General features: G+C 59.2%; 30 protein-coding genes, 1 tRNA gene and 1 pseudogene. 21 read left to right on the plus strand and 11 right to left on the minus strand.

Annotation, left to right across the window (positions count from 1 at the left end; all coding sequences use genetic code 11):
- Positions 1-10 precede the first annotated feature (10 nt).
- Entirely contained in the window at positions 11-1,201 is a 1,191-nt protein-coding gene (locus ACMDCM_RS13165; protein ID WP_412773971.1) for a tyrosine-type recombinase/integrase, read from the minus strand.
- Positions 1,202-1,585: 384 nt separating this feature from the next.
- Here ACMDCM_RS13165 and ACMDCM_RS13170 point away from each other — a divergent pair, with 384 nt between their 5' ends.
- The 16 genes from ACMDCM_RS13170 to ACMDCM_RS13245 all read left to right on the plus strand — a co-directional run bounded on the left by ACMDCM_RS13170 (position 1,586) and on the right by ACMDCM_RS13245 (position 13,175).
- Positions 1,586-1,786, plus strand: coding sequence for a hypothetical protein (locus ACMDCM_RS13170; RefSeq protein WP_412773972.1), 201 nt, complete (start codon positions 1,586-1,588; stop codon positions 1,784-1,786).
- Positions 1,770-3,104, plus strand: coding sequence for a hypothetical protein (locus ACMDCM_RS13175; protein WP_412773973.1), 1,335 nt, complete (start codon positions 1,770-1,772; stop codon positions 3,102-3,104). Before ACMDCM_RS13170 ends, ACMDCM_RS13175 begins: the two co-directional genes overlap by 17 nt.
- Positions 3,105-3,482: 378 nt before the next feature.
- Complete coding sequence (locus ACMDCM_RS13180) at positions 3,483-4,148, plus strand: hypothetical protein (RefSeq protein WP_412773974.1); 666 nt, start codon at positions 3,483-3,485, stop codon at positions 4,146-4,148.
- A gap of 132 nt (positions 4,149-4,280) precedes the next feature.
- Positions 4,281-5,210, plus strand: a complete 930-nt coding sequence (locus ACMDCM_RS13185; protein ID WP_412773975.1) for a hypothetical protein — start codon at positions 4,281-4,283, stop codon at positions 5,208-5,210.
- A 9-nt stretch (positions 5,211-5,219) separates the two neighbouring features.
- A complete protein-coding gene (locus ACMDCM_RS13190) occupies positions 5,220-5,630 on the plus strand; it encodes a hypothetical protein (RefSeq protein ID WP_412773976.1) in 411 nt (136 codons plus the stop codon).
- 248 nt (positions 5,631-5,878) lie between these two features.
- A complete protein-coding gene (locus ACMDCM_RS13195) occupies positions 5,879-7,099 on the plus strand; it encodes a phage portal protein (protein WP_412773977.1) in 1,221 nt (406 codons plus the stop codon).
- Complete coding sequence (locus ACMDCM_RS13200) at positions 7,096-7,629, plus strand: HK97 family phage prohead protease (protein WP_412773978.1); 534 nt, start codon at positions 7,096-7,098, stop codon at positions 7,627-7,629. The genes ACMDCM_RS13195 and ACMDCM_RS13200 overlap by 4 nt, the downstream gene beginning before the upstream one ends.
- A gap of 13 nt (positions 7,630-7,642) precedes the next feature.
- Entirely contained in the window at positions 7,643-8,791 is a 1,149-nt protein-coding gene (locus ACMDCM_RS13205) for a phage major capsid protein (protein WP_412773979.1), read from the plus strand.
- 63 nt (positions 8,792-8,854) lie between these two features.
- Positions 8,855-9,241, plus strand: a complete 387-nt coding sequence (locus ACMDCM_RS13210; RefSeq protein WP_412773980.1) for a hypothetical protein — start codon at positions 8,855-8,857, stop codon at positions 9,239-9,241.
- Positions 9,242-9,335: 94 nt separating this feature from the next.
- Positions 9,336-9,482 (plus strand): hypothetical protein, encoded by a 147-nt coding sequence (locus ACMDCM_RS13215; RefSeq protein WP_412773981.1) that lies wholly within the window; start codon positions 9,336-9,338, stop codon positions 9,480-9,482.
- The gene (locus ACMDCM_RS13220) at positions 9,482-9,832 is read left to right on the plus strand and encodes an HNH endonuclease signature motif containing protein (protein ID WP_412773982.1); all 351 of its coding nucleotides are present in this window, start codon (positions 9,482-9,484) and stop codon (positions 9,830-9,832) included. Before ACMDCM_RS13215 ends, ACMDCM_RS13220 begins: the two co-directional genes overlap by 1 nt.
- A gap of 293 nt (positions 9,833-10,125) precedes the next feature.
- Positions 10,126-10,494, plus strand: coding sequence for a hypothetical protein (locus tag ACMDCM_RS13225; RefSeq protein ID WP_412773983.1), 369 nt, complete (start codon positions 10,126-10,128; stop codon positions 10,492-10,494).
- Complete coding sequence (locus ACMDCM_RS13230) at positions 10,494-10,793, plus strand: head-tail connector protein (protein ID WP_412773984.1); 300 nt, start codon at positions 10,494-10,496, stop codon at positions 10,791-10,793. The genes ACMDCM_RS13225 and ACMDCM_RS13230 overlap by 1 nt, the downstream gene beginning before the upstream one ends.
- Positions 10,790-11,209, plus strand: a complete 420-nt coding sequence (locus ACMDCM_RS13235; protein WP_412773985.1) for a phage terminase small subunit P27 family — start codon at positions 10,790-10,792, stop codon at positions 11,207-11,209. Before ACMDCM_RS13230 ends, ACMDCM_RS13235 begins: the two co-directional genes overlap by 4 nt.
- Positions 11,209-11,544: a phage head closure protein gene (locus ACMDCM_RS13240; protein ID WP_412773986.1), complete on the plus strand. Its 336-nt coding sequence runs from the start codon at positions 11,209-11,211 to the stop codon at positions 11,542-11,544. The genes ACMDCM_RS13235 and ACMDCM_RS13240 overlap by 1 nt, the downstream gene beginning before the upstream one ends.
- Positions 11,545-11,606: 62 nt before the next feature.
- A complete protein-coding gene (locus ACMDCM_RS13245) occupies positions 11,607-13,175 on the plus strand; it encodes a terminase large subunit (RefSeq protein WP_412774750.1) in 1,569 nt (522 codons plus the stop codon).
- A 227-nt stretch (positions 13,176-13,402) separates the two neighbouring features.
- On the opposite strand, the gene ACMDCM_RS13250 is transcribed toward ACMDCM_RS13245, so the two are convergent.
- Genes ACMDCM_RS13250 through ACMDCM_RS13260 form a run of 3 tightly spaced genes read right to left on the minus strand, consistent with a single transcriptional unit; the run spans position 13,403 to position 14,944 of the window.
- Positions 13,403-13,879, minus strand: coding sequence for a hypothetical protein (locus ACMDCM_RS13250; protein ID WP_412773987.1), 477 nt, complete (start codon positions 13,877-13,879; stop codon positions 13,403-13,405).
- 31 nt (positions 13,880-13,910) lie between these two features.
- Positions 13,911-14,321: a hypothetical protein gene (locus ACMDCM_RS13255; RefSeq protein WP_412773988.1), complete on the minus strand. Its 411-nt coding sequence runs from the start codon at positions 14,319-14,321 to the stop codon at positions 13,911-13,913.
- A 56-nt stretch (positions 14,322-14,377) separates the two neighbouring features.
- A complete protein-coding gene (locus tag ACMDCM_RS13260; RefSeq protein WP_412773989.1) occupies positions 14,378-14,944 on the minus strand; it encodes a hypothetical protein in 567 nt (188 codons plus the stop codon).
- Between the two features lie 118 nt (positions 14,945-15,062).
- On the opposite strand from ACMDCM_RS13260, the gene ACMDCM_RS13265 reads away from it, so the two are divergent.
- The 5 genes and pseudogenes from ACMDCM_RS13265 to ACMDCM_RS13285 all read left to right on the plus strand — a co-directional run.
- Positions 15,063-15,599 (plus strand): hypothetical protein, encoded by a 537-nt coding sequence (locus ACMDCM_RS13265; RefSeq protein ID WP_412773990.1) that lies wholly within the window; start codon positions 15,063-15,065, stop codon positions 15,597-15,599.
- Positions 15,599-15,982, plus strand: a complete 384-nt coding sequence (locus ACMDCM_RS13270; RefSeq protein ID WP_412773991.1) for a hypothetical protein — start codon at positions 15,599-15,601, stop codon at positions 15,980-15,982. The genes ACMDCM_RS13265 and ACMDCM_RS13270 overlap by 1 nt, the downstream gene beginning before the upstream one ends.
- A gap of 315 nt (positions 15,983-16,297) precedes the next feature.
- Positions 16,298-16,663, plus strand: a complete 366-nt coding sequence (locus tag ACMDCM_RS13275; protein WP_412773992.1) for a hypothetical protein — start codon at positions 16,298-16,300, stop codon at positions 16,661-16,663.
- The gene (locus ACMDCM_RS13280; protein ID WP_412773993.1) at positions 16,660-16,896 is read left to right on the plus strand and encodes an XRE family transcriptional regulator; all 237 of its coding nucleotides are present in this window, start codon (positions 16,660-16,662) and stop codon (positions 16,894-16,896) included. Before ACMDCM_RS13275 ends, ACMDCM_RS13280 begins: the two co-directional genes overlap by 4 nt.
- A gap of 576 nt (positions 16,897-17,472) precedes the next feature.
- A pseudogene (locus tag ACMDCM_RS13285) lies at positions 17,473-17,835 on the plus strand (tyrosine-type recombinase/integrase); the annotation flags it as partial.
- A gap of 205 nt (positions 17,836-18,040) precedes the next feature.
- Here ACMDCM_RS13285 and ACMDCM_RS13290 read toward each other — a convergent pair.
- From ACMDCM_RS13290 to ACMDCM_RS13320, 7 genes are all read right to left on the minus strand, one after another.
- Positions 18,041-18,116 (minus strand) — tRNA-Phe (locus tag ACMDCM_RS13290).
- Between the two features lie 145 nt (positions 18,117-18,261).
- On the minus strand, positions 18,262-18,441 hold the full coding sequence (gene yacG / locus ACMDCM_RS13295; RefSeq protein WP_412773994.1) for a DNA gyrase inhibitor YacG: 180 nt from the start codon (positions 18,439-18,441) through the stop codon (positions 18,262-18,264).
- Positions 18,431-19,054: a Maf-like protein gene (locus ACMDCM_RS13300; RefSeq protein ID WP_412773995.1), complete on the minus strand. Its 624-nt coding sequence runs from the start codon at positions 19,052-19,054 to the stop codon at positions 18,431-18,433. The genes yacG and ACMDCM_RS13300 overlap by 11 nt, the downstream gene beginning before the upstream one ends.
- A 130-nt stretch (positions 19,055-19,184) precedes the next feature.
- Positions 19,185-19,373 carry a hypothetical protein gene (locus ACMDCM_RS13305; RefSeq protein WP_412773996.1) on the minus strand — a complete coding sequence of 63 codons (189 nt, stop codon included), beginning with the start codon at positions 19,371-19,373 and terminating at the stop codon, positions 19,185-19,187.
- The gene (locus ACMDCM_RS13310; RefSeq protein ID WP_412773997.1) at positions 19,370-20,530 is read right to left on the minus strand and encodes a PepSY-associated TM helix domain-containing protein; all 1,161 of its coding nucleotides are present in this window, start codon (positions 20,528-20,530) and stop codon (positions 19,370-19,372) included. The genes ACMDCM_RS13305 and ACMDCM_RS13310 overlap by 4 nt, the downstream gene beginning before the upstream one ends.
- An 8-nt stretch (positions 20,531-20,538) precedes the next feature.
- Positions 20,539-22,848 carry a TonB-dependent siderophore receptor gene (locus tag ACMDCM_RS13315; protein WP_412773998.1) on the minus strand — a complete coding sequence of 770 codons (2,310 nt, stop codon included), beginning with the start codon at positions 22,846-22,848 and terminating at the stop codon, positions 20,539-20,541.
- Positions 22,849-23,162: 314 nt separating this feature from the next.
- Positions 23,163-23,630, minus strand: a complete 468-nt coding sequence (locus ACMDCM_RS13320; RefSeq protein WP_412773999.1) for an arsenate-mycothiol transferase ArsC — start codon at positions 23,628-23,630, stop codon at positions 23,163-23,165.
- Between the last annotated feature and the right edge of the window lie 45 nt (positions 23,631-23,675).

Genomic DNA, 23,675 nt, shown 5'->3' on the forward strand with positions numbered 1-23,675 from the left:
AAGTTTTCCGTCATCGCGTTCGTTTCAATTTATCAATACAATCTGCCCACGCCTGCATCAATTCAATCCGCTCCGGCCAATAACTCGCCCGGTTATAAGCGCGCCGGATTTCGTTCTGCTCCTGATGCCCGAGCGCAGCCTCGATCACGTCAGGCCGAAAACCCCGTTCGTTCAATATCGAGCTTGCCGCCGCCCGGAAACCGTGAGCGGTCATCTCATCTTGGGTGAACCCCATCCGCCGCAGCGCGGCGTTCATCGCGTTCTCCGACAGGGGACGGGCATTGGAACGGATAGAGGGAAATACGAGCGCGCTCTCGCGTGCGACCTCCTTCACCTCGCGCAGCACATCGAGCGCCTGTCGCGAGAGCGGCACATCATGCGGTCTGCGAACCTTCGTGCGCGCGCCGTTGATGCGCCAGACGGCCTCCTCCAGGTTGATCTCTGCCCATGTGGCGCCACGGACCTCACCGGGGCGGGTGAAGGTCAGCGCCGTGAACTGGAGAGCACATCGGAGCGTCGGCCAACCGTCATAAGCGTCTACGGCAGCCAGAAGCGCACCGAGAAGTTTTTCGTCGGTGATCGCGGCCCGGTGCTGCACCTTGGGTGCCTTCAGGGCACCGCGCAAGAGAAGCGTCGGATCGTCCTTGGCTCGTAGCGTCGCAATAGCAAGCCGGAAGACGGTGCCGATCACGCTACGCAGCCGTCGTGCCGTTTCCCGGCGTCCGCTGCGTTCGATTTTTTGCAGTAGCGCGAGGATTTCCGCCGGCGTGATGTCCGCGATTGGTCGAGTGCCAAGATCGGGGCCAGCAAGGTCGATAAGCAGCCATCGGTTCTTCGCGACGGTGGACACAGCCGCGCCCTCATCCTCGATTCGTTGAAGATATTCCTCGGCGATGCCTCCGAAGGTGTTCGTCGCCGAGATGACGGCAGTTAGCTTCGCGGCCTTCTTGTTGGCCCCCGGATCGGTTCCCGAGGCCAACAGCTTCTTGGCCTCGTCGCGCAGCTCGCGCGCCTCAGCGAGGGATACGGTCGGATAGGCACCGTGGGAGAGCTTCTTCTGCTTCCCGCTGAACCGATACGCTTGGTTCCAGAGCCGCGTGCCGCTCGGCTTCACAAGGAGGTAGAGCCCGCCGCCGTCGGAGAGTTTGTATTCCGTTGCCCTACCCTTGGCGGTGCGGCACGCCGTATCTGTCAAAGACATTGACGCCTCCCGATTGTTGGCCTCAGGCCAACAAATACCGAGATGAGGCCAACATCAAGGCCAACAAATTTGTGGGATCGGATGATATTCGAAGATGCAGATTGAGACGAGCGGTGGCGTCAAAATTCAAAAATATTCAGTTACTTCAATCAATTATGAGGCAGAATGAGGCGTTCTGAGACAACGGGAGAAAAAGGTGATGGTGCCCAGGGGCGGGCGCAAAAAGAAGCGCAGAGACAAGTAGTTACGTGAGGTGGGAAATTCGTTTTGTTTCCCACTATTCCATAGCTTTTTGATTGCCCGTTCCCACCGATTTAACGGCGGCGGTTCGATTCCCAAAAGCGGAATCGAATTGACGCGATCTGCAACACAACAGGAAAACCCATGAGAGTCATTTCTATATCGCCCCCGCAGGGCGACCGCGAAGTCGCGCGCGCATCCATCGAGTTTGATGGTGGTGTCCGCCTTCACAACATCAAGATCACCGACCGCGGCGTGTTCGCACGCGATGCCAGCTTTGACCAGAGGGCCGTGAAGACCATCCTCGACCATGTGAGGCGCTCGCCTAATGACCACCGAAGCTAAGCCCGACTTAGACGCCCTGCCCCATCCCTACTGGGTCGACGGCATCAATGACCCCAAGGACACCAGCCGGCTTGTGAAGCGGGTGAAACTGTCAGACCTGATGAACTATGACCCGCGGGCCGCATACAAACACAAGCGCTTGTGGGAATTTCATCTCGGCTGGGCGCATAAGGATTACGGCTGGACCAGCCTCGCCAGTACCCGACGGATCCAGACCGAGATGCAGGCGCGCAGCCCAACCAGCGATGCGATGTCACTCCAGCACATCGCTGCTGGCAACCGGGATCTAGTCGAGTGGCAATATCTATTCGAAGAGGAGAAGGGCAAGGGCCATCGTGGTACCCGGTACAGCATCAACTGGAGCCTGCTTGAACTTGCCGCCAACGGCCAGTTTCCGGTTAGTGTACACCTACAGGGTGACGCTATTAGCGTACACCTTATAGGTGACGCTGCCGTCACCCACGTGGGTGACGCTAATTCGGTTAGCGTGCACCCTGTAGGTGACAAAGACCCTACTACTAAGACCCGTCTAAAAGACGGGGCTATAAGTAGTAGTAATTCTGCAGCGTCGGCTACGCCGCCCCACGTCGCTGGGCTGGCGCCCGCGTCGGGGGAAGCGCCGCAGGGGTTTGAAGAGTTTTGGACGGCCTATGCCCATAAGCAGCAACGCGCGAAGGCCAAGGCGGCATGGGCGAAGCTGGACCCATCACCGGAGCTTGTCAGCACGATCATCACCGAGGCTGGCCGGTGGGCGGCGCACTACGCGGAACACGCTGTGGAGCCACGCTGGCGCGTCCTACCCCATAACTGGTTGGCTGGTGAGAACTGGCTGCAGGATCTCCCGATTGTCCATAAGGACGCGAAGTCGGCCGCGATCGCGAATGTGAGGGGGAGGGCGAAACCCGCCTCCACCACCAAGTCAGCCACCCACGGCATCGGCGCGAACATCAAGCACTTCTCCGTTACCGGCTATACCGAGGAAGGCTCGCCTTTCAGCGACTGGTTTGCCACAGTCAGTTTTCAGGCCGACGACGGTACGGCGTTCAGCCAGCGCTTTCATGCGTTATCTATCGATGGGGACGGGCCAGACCTTGATGCTTATAATGCGATGGCCAAGGCCGTCTTCGGCAAGGGCAACCCGGTCGAGGATTGGGTTGGTCGGCGCGTTGGAGTGACCGACGACAAGGGTCTCGAATTCTGGTGGTTACCGCCCGAGGTGTCTCCGCCGCCCACCCCGGCCAGGCGCTACCTCACCGCCGACGAGGCCGAACGCGAGGCCTTTGAAGCGTGGTGCGCCGAGCAGGATGAAGCGGCATAGCGCCCAAGCGCACACACGGCCCGCTGTGGCCCCGCACAGCCCACCAAATTTATTTCCCGACCCCGTCCCGCTTTTTGCCAGCAGTTCGATATTTGTCTGTATGGCTCGTTGGCGAACCAAAACCACGACACTGAAGAACGGGACGCGCCGCGTTCTAATTTTCGGCGAGCGTTGACGCTCGCGCGCGCCGAACCTTAGCTTAGATCAATATTTATTTTCGCAGTACCAGGCAAAAATCCAGTCCATCGGTTCAAATCCTGGGTATGGGGCCACGACGAGGCCAACGGCACGGCTTAAACCGTGTCGCCGCCAGCGCGTTCGGCGAAATAGGCGCGCACTACGAGCAATCCCGAACTGAAACTAACAGACGGAGTCTGCATGCAATCCCATGCAAACGACAATACCCCCGCCACGGCTGGGCAATTCAAGACGCTTGCCGAAAGGCGGGCGTTTCTCGAACAGCAACGCGTCAGCCAGCCCGAGGGCGAGGAAAGCCACCGGGGCGGCGCGTGGCCGCAGGGGCAACGCCTGTTCAAGGCGGGCAACATGGTCAGGCTCACCGGCCTTGCACAATGGCAAATCGAAAACGCCATGCCACGGCTTTCGGCCGCGAACGATAACATCGCGGTGAATTTCGACCACACCGAAACCGTGCAGCGCGATAGCGTCGACGCGGATGAAATCGCCGAGGCGATAGAACTGGAGAAGGAGCACCCCGGCGAATACTGGCGGCCAGACAAACTGGAAGTCTACGTCCGCGACAAGTGGCGGAGCATCAATGCCGAGGTGGAATTCGCGCGCAAGCACTCCAGCTCCACTCCCGCCTGGCTCGTTGACGATGAAGACGAGGAAGACAAGATGGCGAGGGTTATCGACACCAACCGCCTCAGGCAGCGTCTAGGGCCGCAGACCTGCTCAATACTCGACGCCGCGGCCAGCGACGCCACTACGGAGGAAATCGCCGAAATAGCAGGGTGTGGCAGAAAGTCCGTACCTAAGCATGTGGACGCAGCGATTGATGAATATTTAGCAGTCGCCGCATAGCCGGCCAAAATCTGCGGCACCAAATCTAAAAGGGTGAGGGACGCGAAAATTAATGCGACCTCCGTTCCCCGCGCGCCACTGTCCCTCCCGACCGGGCGCGCGGGCATCCTTCATCATTCAGGCTTCCAGCTGTTGGCATCACGCGCCGCCATTCACTTCGATTCAATTCGTGGCGCCATCGCAGGCGGCATGTCTGATGCACAAGCGCTGAAGTCGATACCAGGCGCACCTTCACCGGGCCGGTGGTCAACATGGCTTTCGGACAATCCCGAGAAGAAAGCCGAAATCGAATCGCTTCGGCCTGGTCGCGCCACCCCCGGTGTCGACGCCATCGCCGCGAACTTCGACGCAATGCTGCGGTTGCTAGAACAGGGACACACACCCGAAAGCGCCGGCAAGGAACTTGGAATCTTCGGGCGCAGGCTGCACGACTACCTCCGCAAGAATCCCGAGAAACGCCCGGCCTATGTCGCAGCCCTGAAGAAGCGCGAGCGGAGTCCGAACAAGCGCGGGACTCGAATATCGAAAGAATTCAAGCGCAAGCGCTTCACCGTCGAGCAGTTCGATGATGCGGTTGAATTCATCCGCGACCACCGTGGCATGGACTTATCAGGCGCTTTGCTTAATCGGCGCGACCTTCCGGCGCTTGAGTCGATCATCTTTCGCGCGAACCGTAATCCTACATTCGCTGCGCAATACGCCAAAGCGATGGCCGCTCACGCGATGGCCAACGTTAATGTGTACATCAGGGACACCAGCGTCGCGCCGAGCCTCTTACTTTCGAGTTTAATGCGCCATCCGCTCTACGCTGCGGCATGGAAGCATTTCAAGAAACTTGAAGATCGCGACGACTTTATTTCGGAAACCATTCTCGCCGTGCTCGAAGGCGAGATTTCATCCGACGATATCGGAAAACGCGACACCTTCAAACGCATTCGCAGGCGAGCGAGTGGCCGCACGATTGAATCGCTCGACGTGCCGGCCTTTCGCGGGCGTGACAGCGACTCGCGTGAAAGCCTCGGCGACACCATGGCAAACGATACCCCGATTTTTCATTATTAGGAGAAACACGTGACTGACATCGCAATCACTGCCGACTCTGTTCTAGGCTCTGGCTCCGCAACCCGCGCGACTGGCACGGCTGGCGAGGCCATCACAGCGGGGCAGATCGTTTATTTCGACACGACGGTGAACAAGTGGAAGTTGGCCGATGCTGACTCAGCCACCGCAGCCGTCAACCACGCCGAAGGCGTTGCTTTGAATGGTGCCGCGCTTAATCAGCCGGTTACGGTGCAGAAGGACGGTGATGTCACGATCGGAGGGACGCTTACCGCGGGATCGCCGTACTACCTGAGCGGCACGCCTGGCGGCATTGCACCAGCCGCGGACCTCACCACTGGTGACAAGGTTTGCTTACTTGGACTTGCCAAGTCCACGACCGTGTTGACGCTTGATATCCAATTCCCTGGCGTGACGCTGTAGTGCGTCGTGAACATCCGCAAGAATGCGCCGGCCGTTTGGGCGGGGCGGATCGTCAAAACCGTTTCGTTTGATACGAGCGAAGCGTTGATTATCTGGATCGATCACCTCGGTAGAATTCAGGAACGTCACGTTCCGATTGCGTCGTTGACTTCGTTCGCCGACGCCATGCAGCCGCGGTCATGTTGGCCGGACGCAAACACTCAAGAAGAAACGAGCGCGCCGCGCATTCGTGGCTGGAGGGCAGCATAATGGGTTGGTTCTCCCGCAAATCCGCATCTGTGCCTGAAACAAAAAGCGAGTTGACTGATCCAACTTCGGATTCGTGGGCTGCGCTCTGCGACGCATTCAGCGTGTCGGCGTCTGGCGTCAACGTTACCGTCGACGTTCTCATGCGATGCCCGCCCGCTAAGGCCGCGGTCAGCATCTTGCGTGAGTCCACCGCGATGGTCTCATGTAGTCTATTTCGAGACGACGCAAACGATAGCGAGCAAGCGGCGAAGGATCATCCCGCGTTTGCGCTCGTCAATCGCTTCAGCAATGAGTTCATGTCCGCGGCAGAGGTTCGTCGCCGCGCAACGCAGGATGCCGTTATTTATGGTGACGGCTTCGCATTAGTGACGCGCATTGACGGCCGACCCGCGGAAATTCTTTACGTCCCGCACCAAGCAGTTGTTTTGGAATACAAGCCGGACGGTGAGCCGCGTTATCGCATCGATAGCCGCGAGTATGGCCCGGCTGATGTCATCCACCTGCAAACACCAAACCCAAGCAATCCGCTGCAACAGCGTGGACTGGGGTTGCTGCACACCGGCCGCGATGCGATCGGACTCGCGGTCCTTTTAGAGCGTAGTGCATCTCAACTCTTCAAAAACAATAGCCGGCCCGGTGGCGTCCTATCGTTTAAGGGCTCGCTCAATGCCACCGCAGCCGGCCGCATTGCGCAGATGTGGCGATCGGCGCACAGTGGCGACAAGGCAGGCGGTATTGCCGTCATTGACAACGAGGGCAGCTACACCCCGATAGCCTTCACTTCGGTCGACAGCGAGATGGTTGCGCAGCGCAACCTTGCTGTGTCTGAAATCTCGCGTTTAACCCAAGTCCCCGTCACGTTGCTGGCAGATATGTCGCGTGCGACATATTCGAATTCAATCCAGTACGATTTGCAATTCATCAAGTACGGATTGCAACCATGGCTCCGCGCCTGGTGCGATGCTTATGCACGTTGTTTGCTGTCACCCGACGAGCGCAACAGTATGCACTTTGAATTCGACCTCGATCAGTTGCTCCAGGCTGATCCAACAGCACGCGCCGCGGCGTTTGCACAGTATCGCTCGGCCGGTGTGCTGACGGCTAACGATGTTAGGCGCGATCTTAACAAGCCTCCGCTCCCCGACGGCGACGTGCTGGCGTCACCGCACGTTCAGTCCCCAACGAATGACAACACCAACCCCAAGGAAAATGCAGCTTGAAGACCGACCACGGCAGCGTCTTTGAATTGGACATTAAGTCAATTCAGGAAGACGGCACCTTCACGGGATATGCGAGCGTCTTTGACGTTGTAGACTCGCACAAAGATATCGTCGTCAAGTCTGCGTTTAAGAAGTCGCTCGTAAAACGTCCCGCCGCGAAAGTCAAAATGCTTCGGGAGCATGACCAATCTGAGCCGATCGGCAAGTGGTTGTCGCTGGTCGAAGATGACCGCGGATTGAAAGCAACCGGTCAGCTTATTCTGGACACCACAAAGGGTGCCGAGACCTACAAGCTGATGAAGGCCGGTCTGCTGGACAGCCTCTCGATTGGCTATCGCACCGTCAAAGATCGAATGGATCGGACCAAGGGTGCTCGCATTCTTGAACAGATCGACCTTTGGGAAATCTCCGTGGTCACGTTTCCAAGCAATACCGAGTCCACCGTCACCTCGGTGAAATCGAATCCCTCAATGCAATTCCGCGCGTTGATTGAGGCGATCAATTCAGCGCGTACATCTATTAACAGTTAGGATACGCACTTAAATGTCTTTCCACACTCGACTCGAAACCAAGAACGCGGCCGACAACGAAGAAGTCGACGGCGCTGCCGAAATCAAGTCGGCGCTTGAAGCCTTGACCGTTGACGTCAACACCAAGACCGCGCCGGTTGCCGACCTCACCAAGCGCCTCGACGATATCGAGACCAAACTGGCCCGTCCGAACATCCAGACCAATAAGGATGACGAGCCGTCTGCCGAGCGCAAGGCGTTCACAGGCTACTTGAGGTCCGGCAAAGAAACGCTCACCGCGGATGAAGTAAAGTCGCTCACGATCGCCCCGGATAGCTCGGGCGGTTATCTGGCTCCTGCAGAGTTCAGCGCGGAAGTTGTGAAGGGTATTGTCGAGCAATCGCCCGTTCGCCAGGCTGCTCGCGTGGGTAACACTTCAAGCGGCGAGGTTCTCATTCCTAAGCGCACCGGCAGACCGACCGGAAAGTGGGTTGGCGAAACCGAAACCCGCACCGGCACCGAGTCCAGCTATGGGCAGGTTGAGATCCCGATCCATGAAATGGCGTGTTACGTGGATGTCAGCCAGCGCCTTCTAGAAGACGCCGCGGTCAACGTTGAAGCCGAAGTGGCCTTCGACCTAGCCGAGGAGTTCGGTCGTCTGGAGGCTCTTGGTTTCCAGCGTGGTGACGGCGTCAAAAAACCGCTTGGCGTTATGGCGTCGGACGGTATCGCGTACACCCCAACGGGCAACGCTTCGACGCTCGGCACGAATCCTGCCGACACCATCATCGATGCCTTCTACGCGCTGCCGGCTTTCTATCGCAATCGCGGCGTATGGATGATGAATTCGAAAACCATCGCCGCGGTTCGCAAACTGAAGGATGGCTCGACGGGTGCCTACTTGTGGCAGTCCGGCCTTGCGCAGGGTGATCCGGCGACGATCCTCGGCCGCCCGTTGATTGAGGACAACACCCTCGACGATGTTGGCAGCGCAGCAGAGCCGATCGTGTTCGGCGACTTCGCGTCGGCATACCGAATTTACGATCGCGTCGCGTTGAGCCTGCTTCGTGACCAATATTCCCAAGCCACAGCTGGCCTCGTGCGGTTTCACGCGCGCCGTCGTGTTGGTGGTGCATTGGTCCTTGCCGATGCGCTCCGCAAGATCAAGTGCGCGACTTCGTAATCCCAATTGCTAAGGGTGGCCCACAGCGGCCACCCCATTGTCTCAATTCAAAAGGAACTTCTAATGCGCGATATCGCGAATAACATCGGTGTCGACCAGACGCTTGCCCCCGTCGATTATGCTGCCACCACCAAAGGCACGGCGGCCGACCTTCAGGGCTTCAACAGCGCGGCTGTGATCGTCAACACTGGTGCGATTACCAGTGCAGGCCTGTACGTCGTTAGCGTTCAAGAGTCAGACACCACGACGGACGGCGACTTTACCAATGTCGCGGCGGACGATCTTGTCGGCTCGCTGCCGGCCAGCCTTGCGGCCACGTCGGCCTACAAGGTCGGCTATGTTGGCGGCAAGCGCTACATCCGCGCGGTTATCACAAAGACATCGGGCACCTCGATCGTTGCCGGCGCCATCGTCGTGAAGGGCAACGCAGCCGACAAGCCGGTAGCCTAGCGATATGCGGCGCGCGACGTTTAGCTGAACGTGCGCTGCAGGGGAGTCGCTTGGTGTGTGGCGACTCCCCACCGTTTCCTTACAGGAGACCGACATGACCATCAGGAAGCCGATAGAGATCATCAAGCAATTGCTTGTGTCGCGCGGTGTAGACGATACCACGGCCGAGCAAATCATCGACGCTCTTGAAACCGCGGGTTGGCGGTTCATCCGCGATGCCGATGCCATCGTGTTTGCCTAATGCCCTTTGCCGCTCCACGACTCTGCACATGCGGCAAGGTTGTGCCTGCCGGTAAGCGGTGCCAGTGCGTAATCAAACGGAAAGCTGAACGTGACCGACTGCGACCTACAGCGCCGCAACGTGGATACGACTCTAGCTGGGGAAAGCTGCGAGCCTCTTGGTTGGCTAAGCATCCAGTGTGTGTCGACTGCGGTGGTGCTGCATCACTGGTGGATCACATACAGTCCATTCGTCGTGCTCCGCATCGCAGGCTTGATGTGACCAACCTCCAGTCAATGTGCGCAACATGTCATGGCCGGAAGACAGCGCGCGTTGATGGCTCATTCGGAAGGAAGACCAATGACGTGTAGCACCTGCAAGCGCATCAGATCGGCAGCATTCGCTGTCATCCGTACAGTGCTGCCAAAGGCTAAGGAAGACGCAGAGAAGCCCGCTGATGCGCCTTCGGATTGATGGCACCGCGTTGCGTCTCGCTTGAACCATCGCACCACGCGCCACACTGCCGCAGGGTCATGCCATCCCCCGGGTGGTCGCAGACTTCGGCCGATCGCCTAGCTACCGGCGGTCCAGCAGCGAACAAGAGGGCTGCTAATTGGGGCACCCTCTAAATCGTAGGATTGTCAATCACTTACGTGGACACTGATTGGACCCGCTCACGGCAATGGTTGCGATCGCGCATCTGCGTTTGCGGCTTACCATCCTCGAAAGACACCCGGAGTTTTTAATGGCCACACCTAAACTACAGGGCCTCGCAAAAGCAATGGCGATGCTCGAGCACAACCTAGAGGACGGCGCCGGTAAGTTGCTGTCCAAGATCGAGTCGGTCGAAACGCGCGGAGTCGCGGCCATCGCAAAGGGGCATAAGAAGATCGACGATAAGGCGGCCCTTGTCGATGAGATTGAGTCATACGTGACCGCGTTGGAAGGTGCCAATGGTGGCGACCCTTTGGAAGACTCTGCCGTTACATCAGATGCAGGCGCGCAGCCAGTGCATACGAATAGGTGGCCGTGATGGCGTTTGCAACCCTAGAGCAGCTTAAGGCCCAGACGAACACCACGTTCAACGATGATGACGACGTGCTGCAGCACTATCTGGATAGCGCGGAGGAGTACGTTCGCGGTTTTCTGGATGTTGATCCCGAGGCACAGGATCCGCCGTTGCCCGTGCCGGACACAGTGAACCAGGCGGTCCTGCTCATAGCGGCGGGCTGGTATGAGACGCGCGAGAACGCTGTACCCGACACCCTGCGCGAGATTCCATTCGGTGCGCGGGAATTGCTCAATCAGGTGAGAGGCTGGACGTTCGGATGAGCCACCATACGCGAGGGCGGAAGGGCGCGCCACAGCCGATTGCCGACGCGATCCGCACTGTTCCAGCTCCTCCGAAACACTATGGGCCGACCGCGAGGGCAGCGTGGCGCAAGATTGCGCCTGTCTTAGTCGAAAGGCGCGTGCTCAGTGCGGCAGACGTCCATGCGCTTGAGCGTTTCTGCGAGGCACAAGGCGACATTGCCGATGCGCGTGAGGCCATCGGGCGCGACGGTGCTTATGTCACCAACAGACTGGACGAGTTGAAGCGGCATCCTGCCTTTGCGACCTTGCGCGAGGCAACTGCGGAGTCGCGGCGATGGGCTGCTGAGCTTGGCATCACACCGGCCAGTAGATCGCGCGCTGGAGTTCACGAAGACTCCGACGACGGCGATGATAATCCTTTGAGTGTTGAATAATGACTACTGCTGGCGATTTACGGGAGAAGATTGAACTGCTCAAGCAGGTTTCCGTCAGCGACGGGGCAGGCGGTTCGACCTTATCGTGGGAAGTGCAGGTTACTGCGCGCGCTGCGATCAAGGTCTTGAAGGCATCCGAAACGGTGCTTGCCGGCCGTCTCCAAGGCACGCAGACGCTTGTCGTTACATTGCGCTGGCAATCTGCGCTCGGCGATGTCGATGGCACTTGGCGATTGCGCAACGTGCGCACTGGATCCGAGTATAACATTAGGGCTGTGACGCCCGACGTGCGCCGGCAGTGGGTTGATGTTCTGTGTGAGACGGATGCGCTCTGATCGTGGCGGGCAAAGATCCATACCCACATTGGTTGTTTGACGACACCGAGATTCCCGATCCGATGGGATACGGCGAGCGCGCCGTAAAATTTCTGCGGCGTTTGAAGCATCCCAAGAGCAGGGCGCCGGGCAACGCCTTCACTCTCGATCCCTGGCAAGAGAAAATCATTCGGGCCATCTATTCGCCGCGCAATCCTGACGGCTCGCGCATCGTCAAGACGGTCGTTCTGCTAATCCCAAGGGGCAATCGTAAGTCCAGCCTGAGCGCGGCGATTTCGCTAATCCACGCCATCGGACCAGAGAAGATTCCCGGCGGCGAATGCGTCCTGGCGGCTGCGGATCGCAAACAGGCTTCAATCGCCTTCAAAGAAGCGACCGACGTCGTTCGCATGGACAAGCGGTTGGTTTCCGCAACGCGCATCTACGATGCATTCAATTCGGCAAAGAAAATCGTTCTGAAGAAGGGCGGATCGTTTCTCGAAACTATCAGCAGCGATGCAGGCACAGCGCACGGCAAATCGATTGCCTGCCTTGTGGCCGATGAGTTGGCGCAGTGGCGCGGCACCGACCTTTGGATTGCGCTAAAGTCATCGCTTCCGAAGGTTCGCGACAGTTTGTTGGTTGTCGCGACCACAAGCGGCAAGGGTCAGTACAATCTCGCGTGGGAAATCGTCGACCGTGCGCGCAAGGTCGCGACCGGTGAGATCGACGACCCTTCGATGCTCCCGATCCTGTTCGAAACGCCGGCAGACGCCGACTGGAAGGATGAGGCGCTGCTTTATCGCGCGAACCCCGGCCTCGCGCTTGGCTATCAGGACATCACCGGCCTGCGGCAGCTTGTCAAAGAGGCTGAGACCAGTATGACGGCGCGCGAGATGGTACAAAATCTCCATCTTAATGTCTGGCTGGACTCGTCGGCCGCGCCGTTCGTCGATATGGCCGTGTACGATTCACAGGGCGGCGAGATCGATGTTGCCAGCCTTGAAGGGCAGCTCTGTTGGCTCGGCGTCGATCTATCCAGTTCGATCGATCTTTCGGTTATCGTCGCATGTTTCCGCGATGGCGATGATTATATCGTCGTTCCGCACTTCTTTTGTCCGGCCGATAACTTGCGGCAACGGCAAGAGGCAACCGGCCAGCCATATATCGAGTGGAGTAAGGCCGACCTGATAACGGCCACGCCCGGCAACGTGATTGACTTTCGCGCCGTCGAGGATCGTATCCGCGAGCTTTGCGAAACCTATAGCGTTCAAGAGATCGCCTTCGATCCGGCTCTCGCGCGAAACGTCATGAACAACTTGAGCGAGGATGGCTTGCCTGTAGTCGAGCATCGCCAAGGTTCGCTAAGCATGATGCCCGCGCTGGCCGAGCTAGAGCGGGCTATCGTCGCAAAGCGATTCAAGCATGGGAATCATCCGGTCCTCCGCTATTGCTTCGCCAATGCGGAAGCCGAGACCAATGCGGCCGGGCATATCGTGCGGCTCAAGAAATCCCGCAAGTGGCTGAGCATTGATGGCGCTATCGCTTCAGCGATGGCGTGCAACAGGGCGAGCGCTGGTGGGAGTGCGGCGGTGACTTCGCTGTATGATGACCCGGAGTGGGAGAGGGCGCTGGAGGGGTTTAATGGTTAGCGTGACGCGGCGGTGGTAAGCTCGTCAATAAGGACGCCAAGACGATGATCTACCTGTCGCAAAATCTCCTCAGCCTTCCTTTCGTCCTTATATTTAAGAGCTGCATCCATTGCGAAGTGAAGCCCCTGTCGAAGATCCCTTAAAGCGTCGAGAGTTGCGTCGTTCGCGCGCGGATTGTCAGACATTATTTCCCTTTCTTCAATCCGATCTCCACCAGCCAAAAAACGCTACGGGCTTGGCGTCCTATCTGCCACATCGAAATGAAAGATTGACTCAAGCCGACCATTCCAGTCGGGCTGGACAATGTCCCACGACAATACGAACAGGTCGGCATTGTGGTTTAGTGGTTCAACAGAGCCACTTCGGATATCGACAGAACGTAATCTATCTCGATCCTGTACCACCATCATTTCTCTGTCGCCAACGATCTGGATCAGACCAGGCGGTAAGTGATCCATGTCGAACCTAACCGACCTCAGAGCAACGAGAGAGCGCAAAGCAGCCCCAGGCAATGGCACGACGTCGGGACGATTAGCAGCAATCCGTATGGTATCTTTGGAAAGAATCAGCGGTGCATTTTGGTCAGACAAGTCACCACCATCCACTATCATAACGTAGTGGTTCTGGTCTTTTATTTGCGCCAATCCTATCTGCCCGCGCGTTGCTGTCTTGATTGGCTGTAGCTTGTACTTCGGAATTTCCATCTCGCCCCTCATTGTTTCCCGCCGCAACTACCTATAAAGGACAGGTATCGTCGCCACTTGCCCATGCTTCAATCCTGTCGATGTATGTATTGGTGGCAAGAGTATTTCCGGTTCGCATCGTCAACCTAGATCCTTTTGGCTGCTTTTCGATGCGCACCGATAAATAGTAATTTCTCGTGATCGTGTTAACGAGCGATAGCGTCACCTCTCCATAGCCCAGATCCGGATATAGGTCTGCGTCGACAGCGTATGAGGAATACGGACCAGTGTTGCGCGCAAAACAGCGCTTAGCGGTGGTCGAGACCCGACGATAGATTTCCTGGTAATTGTCAGGGTAGGTCTGAACGACGGGCGTCGCCTTGGCCTCAAGATCGGCCGGCGTTGTTGAGCAGCCAGCAAGAAGCAACGCAGCACAAAGCGCCGCAATTCCCAAAATACGCATTGATGAAATCCCCCAAACCCTGCACCACCATAAGGCGAGAAAGTCTGAAAGGGCAATCATGATTCGGTAGAGACGCTCCCCTTCACCATCTCCCCGACGTGCCCGATTGTGACCTGCGAGAACTTGGAGATGAATTCTAGGTCGGCGAACACCCTTCTCGCGCCCCGCTTGTGGGGCAGGTGATAGTCGATCGTATCGCTGCGCTCGCCGACCTTCCATTTGATCCGTGCCGCCGGGTTCGGTCCGAACAACCACACATCGACGGAGCCGTACTCAGGATCATTGTAGGATTCCCGATCGGCCGGTACGGCTTCCAACAGCGCCGCCAGCGCGTCACCGAAAGTCTTACCGCGAACCTCTTCCCCGAATTCGAGCGGCGCGTCTGCCACGAGTGGCGAATAAAGCCTGACCGTCTCCGCGCTGTCTTTTACGTTACGACTGCCGGCCACGGCGATCAGGAGATTCGCGGCATCCTCGACTGTCACCACCGACTTGCCGCGACCGCGTTGCCCCTCAGATCGGAGGCCGGCCGTTAGAAGATTGCGGTCATGAAGGATTACCGAGCCGACAGGCACTGCCGTCAGTTCAGCAACCTTTTCAACTAGTTGCTTGGGTGTTGCCACAGAAGCCTCCGTTGTGTTGCCAATAGCATAATCTTTTTTTGCGTAAAATACGGTTTTTGTCTTGCTTATTTTGTTTTTTGCGCTAAATAAGAATTATCGCTCAAAGCAGGAGACCAACATGAGCAAACCAAATACCACCAAGCCGAAGCGCAACTCGATGCAGACCACCACCGCACCCGCGCCAGCTAACCTTGTCGGCCCCGGTGGATGGGTCGTCAGTCCGCCTACATCTGTCCTTGGCGGCGAACTGCTGAAGCAACTCAAACGGGCCATCCGCGACTATGAGCTTCTTGACGAACACAAATGCTTCGACAGGGCCGATATTGCGATCAGTGCCGGGCACGAGATTGCGAATACGCTAGCCTTGGTCCCGCCACGGGGAGCCGAGGAAGCACTCGCCGCAGCAGCGTTTCTTTTCAGCGAAGCAGCCAGTTTTGAATGTGTTGACGAGTGGTCCAAGAAACAGCGCGAAGAAATGATCTTGCGCATGAAGCAGCGGGCGGCAGCGCTCGCCGCTTGGGTTGAGTCGACACACAAGGTCAATCGGCGCGACTTCCGTCTGGACTTTTTTTGCCCTGATGATGCGCGGGATGATGTGCTTCCGCACACAGCGTCGTCGCTGGACGTAAACCAGAAGACGGTGGCGGTGCTCTGATGACCAACCGTCGCAAACTAGCACAACAAGCTGTCACCGAGGCCGAGGAAGCCACCGAGGCCGCGTTCTTGGATATGGGTGCCGCCGAACTCGCGTGGTGCCACGCGAAACTGTCCTACCTGTACGACGAACAGGCTGAGTGCCTTAAGACTCTACGTCGCGCGAGGAGCGCATTTCGGAAACATCTTAAGGAGTGCATCAAGGCCAGAAAGGTCCATGAGCAGATTGCCGAAGAGCTAGATCGCAAGCGTGACCGGAGGCGTCAGCGCGAGCGCCTGCGCTCTGACCAAGACACACATGGTCTGCATAGGAGTGATCTTACTGGATATCACGCTGGGAGGTTTCAGCGCTGGGACCACGGCGACGATATGGAGGCTGCATGAACAAACTTCGCCACATCCGGCGCCGTGTCAGGAATGACATCTTATCCCCGCGCAGCATCATGTGGGCACGCCCCCAAACCGCGGTCATCAACCCGCTACCTATCACCAACCGAAGTGGGCGCCGCTTAGCTGCCAGCAAGGCGCGGGGCACCGCCCGAAAGGAGGCCAAACAGTGAGGATCATCTCCTACCGACCGCCGAGTCGTGGCATCGGGGTGGGCAGAAAGCTGAAAACCTGACCTGATAGCTCTTCGCAGGGCAACGAGGGCGCTTGGGCCATTGGTGGTGCGGGCGAACGGGATTTATGGGTGAAACTATGACTGAAGCAAAAAAGAAGCCGCCTGTGATGTCGCTCAAACAGGCTGAGATGCGTCGCGCGATACGTCGCAACAATGTGGTGCGAGCTTGGGAACGGGAGGCTGAGAAAGAGGCGAAGAGAGCCAAAACAGATTTGAGCAAGAATGGATTCTCAGTATCAGAGTCACCTCGCGGATACTTAATCTGGGCACCGGGTCGTGAGATCATTGGCTCCGTTGATTCCAGCGACCAAGCCGACATGATTGTTTCTGCCCTCAACGGTGGCGACGTAACTGCTTTGAAGCGCTGGCGCCGATCACCTGCTGGAAAGAAATTGCTAATGCGATTTCGCGAGGAGATTGACCTTCGACTCGCGTCAGCATGACCACCCACGCCAACGATAACCAACGCGGGGGTATTGTCCCCCGCGGCCTGCGCCGTGTTGATGCGGCGTCGTACATCTGCATCTCGCCGTCGTTGTTTGACGAGATGGTGAGGGATGGCAGGATGCCGGGACCACGCATGATCAATAGCCGAACGGTCTGGGACCGTTTCGAATTGGATGAAGCCTTTGAGGCGTTGCCCCGCAAAGAGGCCGCCAATCCGTGGGATGCGTAGGTGCCACGACCAAACCCGCCAAGGCTTACGAAGGACACAGACCGGCATGGCAACATCCGGTGGTACGTTCGCACGCTAGAAGGGCCGAAGGTTCGGTTACGGGAGGAGTATGGCACGCCTGCGTTCTGGCAGGCTTACCGCGACGCGCTGGCAGGTAAGATCAAACCACCAGAGCCAAGCCAGCGTGTCGCGCGCAAGCCTTTCGACAAGGATTCGCTAGCGTGGCTATGCAGCCAATATTACACCTCCGCCGAATACAAGCAGTTGAATGAGCGAACCCGATACGTGCGGCGCGCGACCCTTGATCACGTCTGCGCGGCGGATGGCGAGAAACCATACAAGCTGCTTTTGCCAAAGCATATCAGAACGCGCCGTGATGCGCGTGCAGACCGTCCGGAGTCGGCAAACGGCATGATTAAGGCGTTGAGGCAGGTGTTCGCCTTCGCCATTGACAACGACTACGTGGTCTCAAACCCAGCGCAGGCCGTTCCCTACCTGAAGGCAAAGGGCGACGGACACCACACATGGACGATCGATGAGGTGGAGCGCTTCGAGAAGAAGCACCCCGTTGGTTCCATGGCCCGCCTCGCGCTTGCGCTGGGGCTTTACACCGGCCAGCGGAAATCAGATGCCGTGCTGCTCGGGCCAAAACACGTCAAGGACGGCTGGCTGCACTTCACGCAATTCAAGGGACGGGAGCGTAAGCCGATCACGCTCGACATTCCTATCGTCGACGAGTTGCAGGCAATCATTGACGCCACCGCCTGCGGCAAGGAGACCTTTCTTCTGAACGGGCTGGGCCGATCGTTCACCGCCAACGGATTCGGCAACTGGTTTCATGATCGCTGCGTCGAGGCCGGCGTTCCCGGCCGCTTTCATGGACTGCGTAAGGCAGCCGCAACCCGCCTCGCCGAGCTTGGCTCCAGCGAGCACGAAATCATGTCGATAACCGGCCACACCACCTCCAAGGAGGTTATGCGCTACACCAAAGCGGCCCGGCAGAAGGTGCTCGCCGCCGCAGCAATGGCGCGACTCAAACCGAGCTCGGAAATCAACGTGACTTTCCCACCGGAGTCCCAGTCAAAAATCGGTGGGAAGAAACCGCTATCTAACGCATTGAAAAATAAGGAGATGGCAAATCTTATGGTGCCCAGGGGCGGGATCGAACCACCGACACTGCGATTTTCAGTCGCATGCTCTACCAACTGAGCTACCTGGGCGCCGCCCGGCGTCAAGCCCGGGTGCGCCGGTTTATAGTCAGGCACGATGGCGCTGTCCACCCGTCCGGCAGACCGCCGGGCGAACGCCGCGAAGCCTTCAACTTATTGACTGAGCAGCGAATCGCGAACCTCTGAAACGGCTGGTCTATTCCGCATCCTCCGCGTCAGTTTTGCTGGCGGGGATGGCATAGGCGCCTGAAAGCCAGCGGTTGAGATCGACATCGCGGCAACGCTCCGAACAAAACGGAAATGACGCCGCGACGGCGGGCTTGCCGCAGATCGGGCAGCGCTTTTTCGTGCGCCCGTTGGCTTTTTCAGCCGGCATTCAACCAGCCGGAGCGGATTGGAAATCCCTCGCCGCCGAGCAACGAGACCGATTCGTAAAGCGGCAGGCCGACCACATTGGTATACGAGCCTACCAGCTTGACCACGAAAGAGCCGGCAATGCCCTGGATCGCGTAGCCGCCTGCCTTGCCGCGCCATTCGCCGGAGCCGATGTAGGCCTCGATGTCGTCCTCGGCCAGCCGCTTGAAGCGCACGCGGGTCTCAATCAGGCGTTGGCGAAAGTTTTCCTTCGGTGTCACGACACAGACAGCCGTATAGACACGATGATTGCGCCCCGAGAGCAGCCGCAGGCACTGCGAGGCCTCGTCGGCCAGATCCGCCTTGGGCAGGATGCGGCGGCCCACCGCGACGACGGTGTCGGCGGCCAGAACGAACGAACCGCGCAGTTCATCGTCGACCTGCACCGACTTCAGCGCCGCCTCGGCCTTGGCGCGCGCCAGGCGATTGGCGCAGGCACGCGGCAGTTCGCCCCGCGTCGGCGTTTCGTCGACATCCGTCGGACGCAGAGCGTCCGGTTCGATGCCTGCCTGGTTGAGCAGGCTGAGCCGCCGCGGCGAACCCGAGGCGAGAACGAGCTTGGTATGGCCTGACATGCGGACTTCAGTTTGTCGGGGCGAGGATCGAGGCGCGCGCGGAACCTATCGGAACGCATCCCGTTCGACAACCGGCGATCGCCTTTGACTGCTCCCGGGAACCCGATGGAGAGTTCGCGCGGCGTAATGCCTACGCGCCGCGCCGGACGAACCCGCAATACAGCGCGACAGGAACCGCCAGCACGACCCAGGAAACGCCGTCCCAGATGCCGTCGCCGAGCAGCGCCGAGAGCAATCCGACCGTGCTCAGGACCGCGATGACGGCCGGCCACGCGAAAATCTGACGGAGGGTCCGCCGCCCGGCCCGCGCCGGCGTCATGACGACAACATCGGGCGGTTGACCGCCGCCGTGGCGTCCGCGCGTTCGTGCGCGGCGCTTTCGCCGGGCTTGCGCCGCCGCAGCCACAGATAGACGCCCGTTCCGAGCACGATGATGGTCATCACGTCGAGCAGCGCCCAGATGATCTTCAGCGGCATTCCGCCATAGTCACCGAAATGCAGCGGCTGCGAGACGAACAGCGTCGTGACGTACCACGGCATGTTACGGCTGTCGCTGAGCTTGCCGGTTTCGGCGTCGATCAGCGCCGGCTTGAGCAGCCGCGACGTCACCGGCGTATCGCCGCGCATGAAGACCGCATAATGGCTCTTGCTCGTGAAAATCGTGCCGGGGAAGGCGATGAACGACGGCAGCATGCCCGGCGCGGCCGCCGCCGCCACGTCCGCCGCCTCCTGAACCGGTGTCGGATGGGCGGGCAAAGTCCGACCACGATACTGCGCCGTCATCTCGGCCAACTGGCCCTGCTGCCACATCTTGAGCACAAGGTCGGCCCAGGTGTTGATGACGCCGGTAAACCCCACGACCAGCGTCCACATCACCAGCAGGATGCCCGCGAGGTTATGCAGGTCGAGCCAGCGCACCACGCGCGGACGCCCGGTGCGATAGGCGCCGAACTTCTGCTTGCGCATCGACGGCGCGTAAACCACGACGCCGGATATGACCGCGGCGCAGAACAGAAGGCCCATCAGCCCGAGGAACAGCTTGCCGGGCAGGCCGGCGAACATATCCGAATGCAGCCTGAGCATGATGAAAGTGAAGCGCCCGGTGACGTCGGGCGCATCGAGATAAGCTCCGGTATGAGCGTCGACGCGGACGATGCGGTTGTCTGCCGGATTGGCGTCGATGGTCTTGCCGACGCTGACCAGCATCGCGTTCGGATCGTCGCGGTCCCAGATCAGAAAATGCGGCACCTGCCCCGGCATGGCCGCCATGGCGCTCGCAACGACGCGATCGAGATTCGCCGGCGGCGTGCCTTCAGGGACGGCGACCGCCTCGACCTGGTCATGCAGCAGTCCGTCGATCTCATCGTGGAAGATCAGCGGCAGCCCGGTGATGCACAGCATCAGCATGAACAAGGTGCAAACGATGCTGGACCACTTGTGAGCCCAGCTCCATTTGCGCAAGGCGCTTGTCGTCATGCTCTAACTCACTTCGTGATCAGAGGCGGAGCGGGATCGGCGTTCCAACTATATTTTAGCGTGCCGAGCACGGTGCGGCCACTGCCCATCGCACAATACGGCAGCCCGGTCAGGCAGGACTGGACATAGAAGCGATCCGCAAGGTTGGTGGCGTTGACTTGCATTTTCCAACCCTTCATGTCCGGCCTCAGATAAGCCAGGTCGTAACTCAAGGTTGCGTCGAACAGGGTGTAGGGCGGAATCACGAAGGTGTTTCCGGCGTCTCCGTAGCTGTCGCCGACATAACGCACGCCAGCCCCGACGCCGAAGCCGGCCAGCGGTCCGTTGTACCAGGTGTATTTGCCCCACAGCGACGCCTGGTCGAGCGCAGTGCTCTGCAGATATTTGCCGGCATTGCCGGCAAGGCTCCTGGTCACCCGCGGATCGATGTGGCTGTAGCCGGCAATGATCTCGAACTCCCGGGTCACGTTGCCGCGCGCCTCGAACTCGAATCCGCGCGCCCGCGCCGCATCGGTCTGGGTACTGAGGAAGGGATTGACCGGATCGGCGGTCAGGACGTTGTCCTGATTGATCTCGAACAATGCCGCGCTCAGCATCAGGTTCATGCCGTTCGGCTTGAACTTCACGCCGATCTCCTTGCCCTCGCCCGTGGTCGGCCTGAAGGCATTGCCGAAGCGGTCGGCGCCGAGGTTCGGCGTGAACGAGGTCGAATAGCTGATATAGGGAGCGAGGCCGAAATCGAACAAATAGGTCAGGCCGACGCGGCCGGTCTGCGCCGAATCGAAGGTCCTGTAGGTGCCGGCCGGCGGCCAGAAGGCCTTGCTGATGAAACTGCTGCTCACCCAGTCCTGACGCCCGCTAACCGCCAGGGTCCAGCGATCCCATTTGATCTGATCCTGCAGATAGAGACCGGCCTGGCTCTGGCTGTCATCGCGCAGGATGAACGAACTCAACGAATTGAACGACGGAACCGCCGCGCCATAAACTGGGGCGTAGGCGTCGATCGGAGCAATTCCCGCAGACCGATAGTCGGTGCTGGCCGACAGGTTGAAGTAGTCGAACCCGGCGAGAACCTTGTGCACGAGGGGGCCGGTTCTGAAGTCCGCCTGCAACTGGTTGTCGAGCGTGTAGTTGCTGGCATGGGCAACGACATAATTGTAAGTCCGCGCGACCAGCCGGTCGCTCAGCATGCCTTCGCTGCGGGTCGCGGCGAGATTGTTATCGACGTTGAAGTAACGGAAGCTCTGCCTGAACTGCAGGTTGTTATTGAAGCGGTGCTCGAATTCGTAGCCCACCGAGAACTGCTCCAGCTTGAAGCCGTCCGGCCCCGGCTCGCCGAGATAGCGGCTGTAGGGAACGTGACCATTGGGATTTGGCAGAAACGATACCTGTCCCGGGACGTATTGCTGATACCCCTTGTTGTCGATCTTCGAATACTGCGACAGGATCGTTAAGCTGGTATCGGTGGTCGGCCGCCAGGTCAGGCTCGGCGCGAAGAATATCTTGTCGTCGGTCATGAAGTCGGTCTGCGTCTTGGAATCGCGACCGAGGCCGACAAGGCGATAGAGAAACTCGCCATTCCCGCCGACGGGACCGCCGATGTCGAAAGCGCCCTGGAAACGCTCGAACGAACCGAAGGTGCCTTCAACATCATAATGCGGCGTCGCCGTCGGCCTTTTGCTGACCATGTTGATGAGGCCTCCGGGATCGGACTGGCCGTAAAGCCCGGACGACGGCCCCTTCAAGACCTCCAGCCGCTCGAGCCCGTAGGTCTCGATGCGAGGAACGGCGAATGTCGTGGAGTCGTTCGGCAGGCGCAGTCCGTCGAGATAGCGCGGCGCGTCGAAGCCGCGCAGCTTCAGGAAATCGAAGAAGGTGTTGGCGCCGAAACTTTCGAGCGAGACGCCTGGCGTGTAGCGCAAGGCATCGTTGACGCTCTGCACGCCCTGCGCGGCGATCTGGTCCTGCGTCACCACGGAGATCGACTGCGGCGTTTCGAGGATCGGCGTATCGGTCTTGGACGCGGTCGCACTGCGGCTCGCGAGGTAGCCGTTCACATGACCCTTTGCGCGCTCGACGCCGGCGCCTGCATTCTCCTGCGGAACAACCGCCTGACGCTGCACGGGCGCGGCGGCACGGCGATTTGTCTGTGACGGGCGTGCTGCATGACGAACAGGTTTCGCCCGGCGCGCCGGCTTCGACTGCGGCGCGACCACCGTCACCGTCGGCAGCTCGGATTGCGCATGTCCTTCATCCGGCAAAGCGATCGACAATGCAACGATGCTGACGGTCGCAAGGCACACGCTCTTTGAATTCATTCTCAGCATCGTGATACGCCCCCATAATCGCGACCGAACGAGCCACGTCACTAGCATTGCGATTCACGCTGTCGACCGATGGACGATTAGAAGCTCTACAAACCTGCGCGGCTCGGATTGTGTGCGACGCGTTTGTGCCTGCGGCACAGTGGTTTCCTATGCCAATGGCGCCGGACATTTTGGAGCTTGTCTAATTCTAAATACGACGACGTGCCGGGATTTGGATCACGCCGATCCGGCGCGCCCCAACACCGCGCCATCTCGAAACCACCGTCGCCGCGCTTGCGAACCCCGCGCGATCAACGCTGCTTCCGCTAAAGGCCCATATTGCCGCCCCGCGCGAAACGCTTGCGGATGCGCGAGAGCAATCCGTCGCAAACGTCGCGGTAAGCCTGCATGCGCTGCTCGCGGTTGCCCTCGACGGCGGTCGGATCCGGCGTCGGCCAGTATTCGACGTCGGCGGCGATGGTGCGCGTCAGTTCCAGCGCCTTGTGATGGGCTTCCGGCGACAGCGTGATGATGAGATCGAAATTGAGACCCTCCCAGTCCTCGAGGTCCTCGAACGTCACCGGACGGTGTTTGGAAATGTCCTGGCCGAACTCAGCCATCACGGCGACGGCGAACGGATCGGTTTCGCCTTTCCTGACGCCGGCGGACCTCACATACAGGGTTCTCGGAAACATGTGCTGCAACAGGCTCGCCGCCATCGGCGAGCGCACGCTGTTGAGTTCGCAGGCGAACAAAACCGACTGCGGCCTGTGCACGCGCGCCGGCGCGTCCATGCGCTCAGGCCGCTTTCGTTTTGCGCGCGCCTTCCGCGCAACCGT

This window comes from Nitrobacter sp., from assembly GCF_047149785.1.
Lineage (GTDB): Bacteria > Pseudomonadota > Alphaproteobacteria > Rhizobiales > Xanthobacteraceae > Nitrobacter.